5 protein-coding genes are annotated in these 13,049 nt (G+C 71.2%); 1 reads left to right on the top strand and 4 read right to left on the bottom strand.

What is annotated here, in order from left to right; all coding sequences use genetic code 11:
* Nucleotides 1-79: 79 nt before the first annotated feature.
* Nucleotides 80-1,081, bottom strand: coding sequence for a methyltransferase (locus CLV71_RS43995; RefSeq protein WP_133908923.1), 1,002 nt, complete (start codon nt 1,079-1,081; stop codon nt 80-82).
* A 214-nt stretch (nt 1,082-1,295) separates the two neighbouring features.
* Nucleotides 1,296-2,324 (bottom strand): NAD-dependent epimerase/dehydratase family protein, encoded by a 1,029-nt coding sequence (locus tag CLV71_RS43990; protein WP_133908922.1) that lies wholly within the window; start codon nt 2,322-2,324, stop codon nt 1,296-1,298.
* A 330-nt stretch (nt 2,325-2,654) separates the two neighbouring features.
* Between CLV71_RS43990 and CLV71_RS43985 the strand changes: the two genes are divergently transcribed.
* The gene (locus CLV71_RS43985; protein WP_133908921.1) at nt 2,655-3,884 is read left to right on the top strand and encodes a cytochrome P450; all 1,230 of its coding nucleotides are present in this window, start codon (nt 2,655-2,657) and stop codon (nt 3,882-3,884) included.
* Nucleotides 3,885-3,917: 33 nt separating this feature from the next.
* Here CLV71_RS43985 and CLV71_RS43980 read toward each other — a convergent pair whose 3' ends face one another.
* Both CLV71_RS43980 and CLV71_RS43975 read right to left on the bottom strand, forming a co-directional pair.
* Complete coding sequence (locus CLV71_RS43980) at nt 3,918-4,886, bottom strand: hypothetical protein (protein WP_133908920.1); 969 nt, start codon at nt 4,884-4,886, stop codon at nt 3,918-3,920.
* Nucleotides 4,883-12,988: a WXG100-like domain-containing protein gene (locus CLV71_RS43975; RefSeq protein ID WP_133908919.1), complete on the bottom strand. Its 8,106-nt coding sequence runs from the start codon at nt 12,986-12,988 to the stop codon at nt 4,883-4,885. The genes CLV71_RS43980 and CLV71_RS43975 overlap by 4 nt, the downstream gene beginning before the upstream one ends.
* Nucleotides 12,989-13,049 lie beyond the last annotated feature (61 nt).

Raw genomic sequence — 13,049 nt, 5'->3', positions numbered from 1 at the left:
GAGCCTCGACGGTAACCAGCGACGCGTCCGTTCCGGCGGAGCCGCCGACCGCGGGACCAGATCCCCAGGGAAACCACCCTTACACGGGCACGGCCTCGACGGCGTGTGTCACGGGCCCGACCGCGACAGTGCGGTCGAGTGCGAACCCGCTCGCCGCGAACAGCTCCTCGAACTCCACGCGGGTACGTTCACGCGACCCGAAGGTGACGTACATCAGCAGGCTGAGGCGGTTGTTCTGCGTCGGCCCCTCGTTGGCCGCCATCATGCGCTCGAACAGCACCAGGCGTCCGTGGTCGGGGACCACTTTCCGGCACGCGCGCAGAATCGCGACCGCGTCGTCGTCGGCCCAGTCGTGGATGATGTTCTTCATCAGGTACAGGTCACCGCCTGCCACGATGTCGCCGAAGAAGTCGCCGGCCACCACCGTCATCCGGTCGGTCGGCGCGACGGTCGCGGTGACGTGCTCCTGGTCGAACAGGACCCCCACCGGCCCGGGGTGGCCTGCGAGGATCGCCTTCAGCAGCGTGCCGTCACCACCGGCGACGTCGACGATCCGGGAGTACCGCGAGAAGTCGTAGCCGGTCACGATCGAGTCCTGGTCGAACCGGCTCAGGTCGGACATCGCCGCGTTGAACAACGCGTCCTGGTCGGGGTTCTCCCGCAGGTGCTCGAAGTAGGACCGTCGGCGCACGTGCTCGAACGCGACCTCACCCGTGCGCACGCTGTGTTCGAGTGCACCGACCGCGTCGAACACCGCGCCCTGGGTCCGGACGAACGCACGCAACGACCGGGGGTGGTCCGACCGCAGCAGCTCACCACGACCGGTCAGCTCGAAGACTCCCGTCGTAGGCTCGTGGAACAGGCCGTGCCCGGCGAGCAGCCGCAGCACGATCCGCAGGGCGACCGGATCGGCGCCGGCCGTCTCGGCGAGTTCCGCCGCCGCCCGAGGCGCGCCGCCGAACAGGTCCGCGACGCCGAGTTCGGCCACCACGTGCAGAGCGCGCGACGGCAACATGGCCTCGCTCAACGCGAAAACACCCAGCGCGTCCTGTTCGGACTCCTGGGCAACGGGCTGTTCCATGACACACCTCTCAGGTCGTCGACGATCTGATGGCGCCCGAACCGACTCGCACGCGGTCCCGCGGTCAGCAGCGTATGGCGCGAGGAGTCCACGGCGGACCGAAGTGGTGACGTTCTTCCACCGAAGGTGCCCGAAGGTCAGTGGGTCGCGCATCGGGGGCGGGAAACCTGGGCTGGGTCAAGGCCTGTCGCGACACCTCTGGCCGAACCCCGGACTACACCGCCCCGGCCGGCCCCAGCAGCTCGCCGCCCTCGACTGCTTCCCCACCCCGCACCGCCGGAACACCGACCAGCCCGTGCTCGATCAGGCTCTCGGCCGTGGCCAGGATGCTCTCGCGCACGGGACGCATGGTCCAGCCCAGCTCGCGCCGCGCCTTGTCCGCGCTCACCAGCTCGCGCCGGTCCACGAACTGCATGCCCTGTCGGGCGGTCTGGTCGAACCGGCCGACCAACCAGAGCAGCCAGGTCGGCATCGCGCCGGTGGGTACCCGGAAGCCGCGCGGGTTGTACACCTCGGCCAACAACCGTGCCATGTCGCGCAGCCACAGGTGTTCACCGGCGAGGATGTACCGGTTCCCGGCCGCCGCCGGTGTCGTCATCGCCAACCGGTGTGCGACCGCCACGTCCCGCACGTCGACCATCGCGGAGCCGATGTTCGGCACCGCCGGGAACTGCCTGGCCAGCAACGACAGCACCACGCCCGCGGACGACACCGCCGCCGGGCCGAGCAGCGGCCCGACCACCGTGCCGGGCTGGGTGGTGACCAGCTCGAGCCCGGTGGACTCGGCGAACTCCCACGCGGCACGCTCCGCGAGCGTCTTGCTCTTCTGGTACGGCGGACAACGGTCCACATCGGACCAGTCCGCCTCGGTGTGCACGCGGTCGTCCGGAAGTCCGGTCGTCACCGCGTTGACCGACGAGGTCACCACGACCCGTCTCACCCCGGCGTCGGCCGCCGCTCGCAACACCCGCAGCGTGCCGTCCACGGCCGGCCGGACGACCTCGTCGTCGGACCTGGGCACGCCACGCGGCACCGGCGAGGCCACGTGCAGCACGTAGTCGCACCCCTCGACCGCCTCGGCCCACCCGTCGTCGCGGAGGAGGTCCACCGCTACGACGTCTTCGAGCCCGTCGACCAGCCGCCTTGCGGTGCCGCGCACCTCGTACCCGTGCGTCCGCAACTCGGCGATCACGTGCCCCGCGATGTAGCCGGAAGCGCCCGTCACCAGCACCCGTTCAGCCATCCCGTACTCCCGCGTCTTCTGTTCCAAGGCGACGCCGACCGCACACCGCCGCCGCTTTCGCATGCCAGCAAAGGAAAATGAGTTGCGCACGAACTCGTGACTCGCAGAAGTGGGCTCCTCGAACGAAAAGCGAGGTCGCCGCAGCAAGGATGCGGCTCCGGCCCGGTCGATGTCAAGGACTTCGATCACCGGCCGCACGTCCCGGCGAAGGTCTTCACCGGGGGAACACTTTCCCGTCTCGTCGCTGACACGAATGGAGCGGTTGTGAAGTCCGTTCCACCATCCTGGGGCGCGCGTGGGTCAACGACCGAGGTTCACAGGAGTGTCACGATGACCATCAGCTCGCCCGCCATCCCGATCGAGGACCCCGAGTTCTACCTCGACGACCCGTGGCCGACGTTCGCATGGATGCGGGCCGAGGCGCCGTTCTACTTCTACGAGCCGCTCGACACCTTCGTGGTGACCCGGCACGCCGACGTGCGGGCCGTCGCCGGCCGGCCAAGCGTGTTCGTCAACTCGAAGGGCCTGTTCCTCAACGACGTCAAGTACCAGGCTCAGGCCGGCGACGAGCTGATCACCGACAGCTTCTTCCCCAAGTGCGGCGAGCAGGTCGGCACCACGGACCCGCCTCGGCACGCCGAGCTGCGCCGCGTCATCGCGCCGGCCTTCTCGGCGGAGGCACTGAAGCGGGTGCGGGAGTCGCTCGTGTGGTACGTCCGCGACCTCGTGGCCGGGATCGTCCCGGACAGCCCGGCCGACTGGGTGTCCTACGCGGACCTGGTGCCGATCCGCGCCGCGATCGAGCTGATCGGCCTGCCCGACACCGAGATGGAACGCGTCCGGTTCTGGAGTGACGAGCTGGAGAAGCTGGGCGGGGACCTGACGTTCGAGGAACTTCGTGCGGCGTCGGCGCAGTTCCAGAGCCTGCAGCGGTTCATCGTCGAGAACATGGAGGCCAAGCGTCGCGTTCCCGGCGACGGCGACCTCCTCACCACCCTGCTGTCCGCGGAGCTCGACGCCAAGGGTGTGTCCGAGGCCAACGTCGTCATGTTCGCCATGACCATGCTCGCCGCGGGCAACGACACGACCCGGTCCCTGCTGTCCGGTCTGGTCCACGAGCTGGCGAGGCACCCCGAGCAGTGGGAGCTGCTCCGCGGTGACCGTTCGCTGATGCCGCAGGCGATCGAGGAGACACTGCGCTACGTCACGCCGGCACGTGCGATGCTGCGGACCGCGACGGAGGACGTCGAGATCAACGGCCAGCTCATCCGCGAGGGACAGCACGTGTACCTGATGTACATGGCGGCCAACCGGGACGAGTCCGTGTTCCCCGATCCCGACCGGTTCGACATCAGGCGCAGGGAGAGCGGCAGGCACCTGGCGTTCGGCGTCGGCATCCACCTGTGCGCCGGGGCCCGCCTCGTCCGCACCGAGGCACCGATCGTGCTCGACGCGCTGCTCGACCGTTTCTCCGGGGTCGAGCTGGCCGGCGAGCCGACGCCGGTCACGAACCTCATCCGCAACGGCTGGTCGAGCATGCCCGTCGTCTTCCGCCCGTGAGCGACGAGTCCGCGTGACTCCCGGGTGCTCGCCTCAGCGCGACGACGCCGAGGCGAGCACCCTGGACAGCGCCCGGTGCACGGCGACCGCGTCGAGCACCGGCGGTTCCGTGCGGGCGGACCGGATCCGGTCCAGCAGTCGCGGATCCGGCGCCAACCCGTGGCGGTCGAGGTAGTGGGTGACCGCGTCCGACCAGATCCAGACCCCGTCGGTCCGGTAGCCGCACGGCACCACCGGGCCGAGCCCGGGATCACGCACGTCCGTCTCGGTGGCCGACGACCGCAGCAGCACCGTGCCCGCGCGCAGGTAGGCCAGCACGCGGTCGCGGTCGTCGGCCGCCAGGACCGGGTGGTCCGGCGAGAACGTCGGCGCGTGCACCACGACGATCTCCGGTTCCGCCGTCGCCGCCCAGACGAGCGCGCCGTACGCGCGGGCCATCCGCTGGTAGGCAGGCGCCTGCGCGCCGGTGGCGACGACCTCCACCAGCGGCACCGGGTCACCCGCCTGGGACAGCGCCAGCTGCAACCGCCCCGTCAGGCCGGCGAGATCACCGTCACCGGCCTCGACCACGTGCACCAGGCGTGCGGTGGTGGTCGCCGAGGCCTTCCAGGGCAGCCGTAGCGCACGCCAGAGCCCGTGCACGGCTGGTTCCCCGCCGACCGCGCCGACCAGCGCGGTCATCCGCACGTCGGCCGCGCCGTCGCCCGGGGCCGCGCGGAACCGCCAGGGCACCGGCGGTTCCGAGGGCACCGGGCGAACCGCGCCCGGTGCCACACCGGTGGCCGACAGCACGCCGAGGTCGTCGAGCGTCAGGGGCAGCGTCGCGTGCTCGGCCAGCAGGGCCTCGGCCGCTCCTGCCGAGGACCCGGCCGCGAGCTGGCGCCGCGCGGCCACCAGCACCTCGTCCCGCGTGAACGCCGCCATGCGCAACAGCAACCCGTGCATCGCGGCGACAGGCGCCGTCACCGTCCCGGTCATTGTCCCGGTCATCGTCCCGGTCATCGTGTCTCCTCCAGCAGCCAGCTCTCCGGCCCGTCCCAGTCGTCCACACCGTCCGAGCCCTCGGGTTCCTCGACCGAGGCCGCGAGCACGGCGTCCACGAGGTCCTCGGCCGGCAGGTGGCGGGCCCCGTCGTCGAGTGCGAACACGTCGACCAGCAGCCACCCGCCGGTGGAGAGCACGCGCCCGTCCGCGGTCTCCACGATCGCGCCGGCCGGCACGAGCACCGCCGCACGCGTTTCGTCCACGATGGTCTCGGCCAGGCTCAGCTCCTCGGGCTCGGGTCGGACGTTCGCGCCAGGCACCAGGAGTGCGTAGGTCTCCGCCCGGCGGTCGAAACGCGAGTCAAGCGCCTCAGCGAACGTGCGGAAGCTGACCGTGCCGCCGTCCCACAGCCGGACCTCCGACGCCACGGTGGCCTTGACGACCTGGACCTCGGGCAGGTGGGGAAGCGAGGTCACCGCGGTGACGGCGTCGGCCACGGTCTCGCCGGGGGCCGGGAAGTACACCCGTTCGTCGGACGCGACGACGGACACCGACCGCAGGGTGGGGTCGACCTCGGGCGTGCGCTGCCACGGCTGGGTCCACGCGTACAGCTGGACCGCCTGCCGGCGTGCCGCCGGGCTGAGGTCCAGCAGGCTCAGCAACTCCTGGAACCGCTGCCACCGCACCTCGTCGGTGACGTGCTCGATCCCGGGGTGCCACAACAGGTCCGGCTCCTCGGCTAGCTCCGTCAGCCGCTCGTGGTTGGCCGGGTTCTGCGCCGCACGCTGGATCGCCAGGCTCAGTTCCGTCCGCACCTGCCACACCGCCGGTTCCTTGCTGGCGCTCCAGAACCGGAACTCCAGCCGGTCGGTGACGTCGTCCCCCCGCACGTGTGTGAAGTTGACCGCGTCGTACTTGTTCAGGCTCAGCCTCGCGACGTCGTCCGCCGTGTGGACCTCGGCCGGGTCGAGGGGCAACGGGTTCGGTCCGACGACACGTACACGGCGGTGTCCCAGCCCGCCGGGCACGTTGGCCAGCCGGTACAGGGTCGCCTCGAACGCCTTCACCAGCCTGCTGACCCACGCGTAGGTCGCGGGTTCGGTGTGGCCGACGAAGCTCGTGTTCACGTGCCCGCCCATCGTCGTGGTGTCGACGTCGTCGTGGTCGATCAGTGACAACAGGTTTACGAGCTGATGCCACGGCCGGTGTTCCGGAGCCAGCACCGGCGTCGTGAACTCCAACCCGTTGACGTCGGAGATTTCGCGCGTCATCAGCCACTTGTCGGTGGCGGGCTGGTGGCCGTCCGGCAGCGCCTGCCCGTCGACCCAGTCGATCAACCCCGCGTCCCGCGCGTCGGCACCGATCGCCTGCACGACCGCGTCGAACGCGTCGGTGTCGGGCACGCCGCCACGGGTGGCCACGCGCACCTCGACCTCGAGCCCGATCCGCGTCCCCTCCCGCGAGCTGACGCCATCCGGCACACCGTCCACGAAGAACTCCACCGGTGGGCGCCCGGCGGCGATATCGGTCATCGCCTTCCGGTAGGTGGCCTCGTCCTCGCGTGCCAGTGCCGCCGATCCCTCGTCGACGGTGCGCACCGACACCCGCCGGAAGTCGGCGCCGGGCCCGAACCGGGGGCCGTCCGACGTGACGCGCAGGTCGCCGGCCAGCACGAGCACCTCGTTGTCGAAGCCGGCCCGCCGCAACGCGGTCGCCAGGTCGTAGCCGACGCCTCCCCGCCCCACCCGCCGCGACGGGTTGCGCACGACCACCACCACGGTGCGGCCGGGTGCACCCAGCATCTCCCGGAAGTCGTCCGAGCGGAGGAACATCTCGCCGAGGCGGCCGCCGCCGAGCTCCACAGTGGACTCCCCCGCCGCCAGCGCGAGGCGGACGTGGCCACCGCCGTCGTGCCCGTCGAGCACGACCACCACCGGGTCGTGGACGCCCGCCAGTCCCGGCAGGCGGAACAGCTCCGGCGCCCCGCGCTCGACGAACGCGGTCAGCACGTCCATCGCCGCCGGGTCCGTCGGGAACGCGGCCACCCGGCCCAGAGCGGTCATCATCACGTCGTCGATGGACAACACGCCGTGCTCGACGAACGGCTCGCCCCGTGTCGCCAGGACCGTCCCGCCCTCCCACGCCGCGACGGGCGGGCGTGTGCCGACGTGGTGGAACCCCGGCCACGGTCCGCCGGTGAGCCCCGCCATCGACTCGACCACCTCGGCGGTGAGCCGTTCGGCATCGGCACGCCCGCTCCGCTCGTTGGCGCGGTAGGTGGTGAACACGACCAACGGCCTGAGCACGGCACGCCGTGTGCCGTCGACTCGGGGACTCGTGGCGCTCACGGCCGCCTCGGCGACCTCCCGCACCGACATCGTCCGCGGTGACTCGCCGTCGTCCGCGACGAACCGCCCGTCCCGCACGGTCAGGAACAGGAACAACGGCGGGGTGCGACCATCCGTGAACGAGACGCTCCACGGCGCGGCCTCGCGGACCGGACCCGCGGTATCGTCCCGCTCGAAGCGGAGGACGAGCTTCGTCGCGGCGTCGCCGCCCGCCGCCACCGCACGCAACGACCGGGCCAGGTCCGTGCCGTGGCCGAACACGAAGAAGGTGTCGCGGCCGTGCGTGTCCCGCACCACCGACATGGTGTCCGATCGCGACGCCCCCGCCTCCCCGTCCCGGTGCCGCGGCCCCGAGGACGGTTCACCACCCGTCGGCCGGTTGTCCGGCGGCGGCTCGCCCCGGTACAGGTCGGCGGCACCGGCCAGCGCGGCGGACCCACCGGCGGACCTCCTCGTCACGATCTCCACGGCGATCTCGTCCGCCACCTGCGCAAGGGTCATTCGCGTCACCGCGTCGGGCAACCGCGCGTACGCCAACGCGATCTCCTCGGGAGCGGCAGATGTCCGGCCACTGGCGGACAACCGCGCCAGCGAACCCTGGGGACCGCTCACCCACGGAACGAGGTCCCGCACCGGGAGGTCGGCCGACCGGGCCGTCAGGATGGCACGCACGTCCGAGGTGAACCCGGCTTCGTTCCACCAGTCCCTCAACGTCCTGCGTTTGATCAGCTCTCCCATCTGTTCCAACACGGAGTCCTGGCCGAGGGTGGCGTTCAGCGGTCCGGCGACGTCCCAGGCCATCCTGACCGCCCACGCTTTCAGCAGGGCCCTCGCACGCAGGTCGTCGAAGTGCTTGTTGCTGACCTGGCTGAAAGAAATCTCCCCCGCCGCCGAGAACGTCCGGTAACCACTGACATAGGCAGGCGGATCGGCCAGGCCGGCGAACATCTTCAGCGTCTCTTCGGGAAATCTCCGCTCCCAGGCCGCGAACTCTCGGAGCACGTCGTCACCGAGCCGGAGCCCCGCCGCGGCGGGGTTGGCCGCCGCGGCCAGTTCCACGCGTGGCGCCTGGGAGAACCCGGCTTCGGCCCGCGTCTTGTCCACCGTGGTGAAGCTCGTCACCGTACCGGCGAGCCGCACTATCTCGTGGATGGGGACCAGGCGTCCCTTGTGGTACTGACCACTGATCCAGAGAATCCACGCCCTGAACAGCTCCCTGGCCGCCGGGTCGACGAATCGCCGATCGGTGCGCTTGGCGAACGACACGTTCGGCACGACGTACACCGGGAACTGCTGTCTCGTCCGTCCCGCCGGCAGCTCCTCGACGCCCACGAACATCCCCCACGTCTCCTCGGGGAACCTCGGCGTCCACCGCACCACGTTCTGGTCCAACGTGGTCGCGCCGAAGAACTGCGCACGCAGGTTCTCGGTCAACCCGGCCTCGGCCCACCACCGCTCCACATCCTCGGCAACCGACCCCGACAGCGACGCGACCTGTTCGGTCCCGTACAGCGCCCCGGTCTCCCTGTCGATCGCCGTACCCATCTCGACCACCCACGCCCGCACGGCGCTTCCGGACAACACGACGCCAAGCTCGGCCGCGAACGAGGCCAGCGTGTCTCCGGGAAACCTCGGTCGCCACGCCACCACGTCGTCCACCCCGGGCGGCTCGCCGGACCGCCCGATCAACCGGTTGGCGACCACCCTCGCCAACTCCTCCGCCGCGACGGGACCGTGGTCCAGCAGCTGATGTGCGACGAGCACGCGGACGTCGGCGACCAGGCCCCGCAGGCGCCCGGCGCCCGGACCGCCACCAATCCCCTCGATCGCCAGCGGCGCACGGTAGTACCGCGACACCACCTCGGTCGCGGCGTTGAGGTGACCCTCCCACCCCTGCGCGCCGAGTTGCCGCAGGCGGCCATCTGACACCGCCGCCTGACCACGCACCCATGCCTCGACCACCTCGCGACCACCGTCCGGCGGCCAGAGCCAGTCCACCCGACGGGAACCCGGGACGGTCCCTGCGGTCTGGACGGACACCGCCGCGTCAGGCATCGGGGGCCGCGACCGTCCACTCGGGAGGTCGTCGACCCGGTCGACCCGCCGCTTCCCCGACGACCGGCTCTGGTCGGTGCCGCTGGCGGCCGGCAGCTCGTGGACGATCCGGTCGGCCAGCTGCTGAACGGACAGGCCGTCCGCCTCAGCCCCCAGCCGCACGAAGATCTGGTGCACATCCTCCGGGTTGAGGTACGCCACCGCGCCGGTGAACCCGCCGGCCTCGCCCTGTCGCGCGTTGACCAGCCGCAGCGCCTCGACGCGCCGGTTGAGCAGGTCCCGGCGCACGTTCACGGGGAACCCGGCTTCCTCCCACCAGATCTCCACCGCTCGCTGTGACACCAAACCGGACCGCCGCGCCGCCTCCTCCGAGCCGAGGACGCCGAGGGCCTGCCTGACCACCCAGGTCCGCACCCAGTGCCTGGCACGGCCGTTCACGAAGTGCCGCTTCTGGATACGGGCGAACGACAGCCTCGCGGGGATCGGATAGGGCTGGTGATCCGCCTGCCGGTGCGCCGGCGGCGGGTCCTGCCCCAGGAACATCGACAGCGTCTCGCCCGGCCACCGGGGTTGCCACGTCTCGACCTCCACCGGCACCTCCCGGTCGAGCTGCTCCCGCAACAGCAGCCGCGCCTCGGGGGACCAACCCGCGCTCGACCACCAGACGGCCAGGAGGCGTTCGTGCACCCGACCGCCGGAGAAACGAACGACCTCCTCGGGCGTGTACAACAGCCCGGTGGCTTCGTCGATCTTCGTGGCCATCGCGATCGCCCAGGCCATCACCGCGTACCTGGACAACTCCTGGCCGAAGACCGTCGTCAGCGTGTCCTCGTCCGCGACCGGCTCCCACACCACCACAGCGACCGGCAACGGCGCCGCCCCATAGAGGTGGTGGCGGGTCTCGACGGGCAGACCGGCCGCGCCCCACCACGCCGTCACCGTGCCGGCGTCCACGAGCCCGGACAGGGCGGCGACTTCCTGGGGGGTGTAGAGGAACCCGCTGTCCGGGTTGACCGCCCCGAACATCCCGACCACCCACCGGTACACCAACGCCTCACCGTCCGGGTCCACGAAGGAACCGGTGCTGTCGCGGACGAACGCCAGCTCCACCGGTGGCGCGAAGTCCGGCGCGACTCCGCCAGGCAACGGGATGCGTCGCGGCCCGACGTAGGTCGCCAGGGTGTCGCCAGGGAACCTCGGCCGCCACACGACCACCGGTCCGACGCGAACCGAGGTCTCCGGCACCCCCGGGAGAACGGAGTCCGGCAGTGCGGCGAAACGCTCGGCGGAGAAGTCGTCGGGCAGTTCCGTCGACCAGACCGCTCGTGAGGACTCACCAGCGCCCGGACCGTGTTCCTGGCGTGGACCAGCCCCACCGGCGAAGGTGACCGGCCGGCCGGCGGAGCGCTTGCCGACGTGCTCCAGCACGATCTCGTCCGCCAACTGCGTGAGAGTGAGCCGACTGGTCTCGACGGGCAGCAGCGCGTAGGCCAGTGCGATCTCCTGCGGGCCGAGGTAGGTCCCAGCTCCAGGGCGCTGCGGATCCGGCCTGGTCAACTGGGCGAGCGAGCCGTTCGGGCCGTTCACCCACGACATCAGCCGGGCCACCGGGACCTGAGCGGACCTGCTCTCGAGGGAGGCGCGCACCGGTTGCGTGAACCCGGCCTCGGCCCACCACCTTTGAACGACCTCATCGGTGGCGACCTCCGGACCGACCATGTCCGCCACGTGCCCGGCGCCGTAGAGCGCGGTCCCGTCCGGTTGGGACTGCCAGGCCTTCTCGACGACCCACTGCTTGAGGTGGCTCACGGCACGGGAGTCGGTGAGCGCCCTGCCGTCACGGGCGAACGAGGCGCCGTCCGCCGCGGCGAAGGCGGGGAACTCCGTCCGACTCCTGGTGGCCGGCAGTTCCTCGACACCAACGAACATCCCCAGCGTCTCACCGGGAAACCTCGGCCGCCACGCCAGAAAGTCCTGCGACACCTCGACACGAGGCGGCTGCACCGGCAGCACCGGAGCCGGTGCCAGCGCTGCCACGCCGCCGGTGCCCACCGCCTCGGACGACCTGTCGTCACCGTCGTGGGCCACCGGGTCAGCCGCGCCGAACGTCCCGCCCACGCTCTCCACGCCGGATGCGGTCGCCACGACCGCCGCCCCCTCGACGACCGATGCGCCTCCAACGACCGTCGCACCCTCCGAAGTCGCCGCCCGCCCCACGACCGCCGCACCTTCCACAGCCAACGCACTCCCGGCAGCCGGCGCGTTCTCGACGACCGATGCGCCCTCCACAACCGCCGCACTCCCGACAGCCGAGGCACTCTCGACAGCCGGCGCATCCCCCACAACCGGCACGTCGTCGACCATCGAGGCGAGCGGCTCGGCGGGCTGATGCAGTTCCTGGGAGACGGTTCGCGGTGTCGCCTCGGTTCGTCCGCCATCGCCCTGCCCGGCGTCGGCGCCCTTCTGCCCCGGCGAGGCCGGCGAGTCGCCAGATACACCGGCCTGTCCCGTCGACGCCGCACCGGTCGCTGTGGTGGCGACGCCCGGGGAGGCGGTCGTGACGTCGTGCAACGTGAGATCGCCGATGGACAGGTCGCCAAGGGAAAGGTCACCCACCGACAGGTTCGGTGTGGACAACCGTGCACCCTGCGCCCTCGACATCAGGCTCAACGCACCGTCGGTCGCCGCGGCCATCGGCATCGGCGCACCACTGTCCGCCGACGCACCGTCCGCAGGCGGGAACAGCTGCCGCAACGCCTCGGCCAGCGGACCCTGCGTCACGTTGATGGCCTGGTTGGCCGCCGCACCGCCGATCCCCACCTGCATCCCCGAATACCCGAGATCGGCGAATCCCTGGAACCCGCGCGCGGCCCGCGACCGCACCTCCCGGCCCGCGATGGCCTCGATCTCCTCACCGACGGCCCGCCGGAAGTCACGCGACACGACATCCAGCCCACGACCGATCGACCGGCCCACCCCGAAGAACCCGCCGCCCAGGGCCCCCAGCACCGACGCCATGACGAAGGCGGTCCAGTCCACCCCCTCCCGCAACTGCTGGCCACCCGCGGTGTGCATCGTGTTCTGCACACCGTCGACAGCGATGTCCAGACCACCCATGAACGCCGCGCCCATCGCACCGTACTTCGCGACATCCACCGCCAGCTGGCCGCCGGCACGCAGCCCCAGCCGACCGAGCTGAGCCAGCCCGCTCCTGGTCGTGACCCGCAACGCCAGCTCACGGAAGCCGAAGGACGCCAGACGTACCAGCAGCTGACGCAACACCACTGCGATACCCAGCCGGAAGACCGCCACCACCGCCGGGATGAGGAACGCGCCGAACAACGACGCCAACAGCTCCGCGATGGCCGCCGCCAACATCACCAGCATCGCGACGACCATGATCTTGGTCTTCTGGAAGTCGGCCGCGGCACGCAGCATCGCGGCGGCGAACCTGTCCGCAGCGTCCACGACCTGCGCCAGCTGCGACGGCACCATCGACCCGTACAGGTCGACGACCTGCTCGGCGGTCGTGCCCGCCATCACCGTGTCGAACTGCCGGGCGACCGCCCGGTACCGGGCCTGAACGTCCGCGACGTCCCCCTTGAAGGCCATCCACGCATCCGACGACGCCTCGAGGTCCTTCTCGTCACCCTCCGGCCACGGCATCCCCACCGTCACCAACAACAACTCCTGCAGGAAGTCGGGCAGATTCGTCACGACCGCACTCCTCCCGGCATCAAGCGGTCAGCCGCTCCGCTGACCAGCGGGCGTGTGCGGA

It is taken from the genome of Actinophytocola oryzae (assembly GCF_004364325.1).
In the GTDB taxonomy this organism is placed as follows: Bacteria; Actinomycetota; Actinomycetes; order Mycobacteriales; family Pseudonocardiaceae; genus Actinophytocola; species Actinophytocola oryzae.
Note: the sequence above shows the minus strand (reverse complement) of the source record. Positions and strands in the feature narration are given on the sequence as shown.

Excerpts from the sequence above, each read along its gene's own strand:
- CLV71_RS43995 (WP_133908923.1), bottom strand. The coding sequence starts at position 1,081 with ATGGAACAGCCCGTTGCCCAGGAGTCCGAACAGGACGCGCTGGGTGTT.
- CLV71_RS43990 (WP_133908922.1), bottom strand. The coding sequence starts at position 2,324 with ATGGCTGAACGGGTGCTGGTGACGGGCGCTTCCGGCTACATCGCGGGG.
- CLV71_RS43985 (WP_133908921.1), top strand. The coding sequence starts at position 2,655 with ATGACCATCAGCTCGCCCGCCATCCCGATCGAGGACCCCGAGTTCTAC.
- CLV71_RS43980 (WP_133908920.1), bottom strand. The coding sequence starts at position 4,886 with ATGACCGGGACGATGACCGGGACAATGACCGGGACGGTGACGGCGCCT.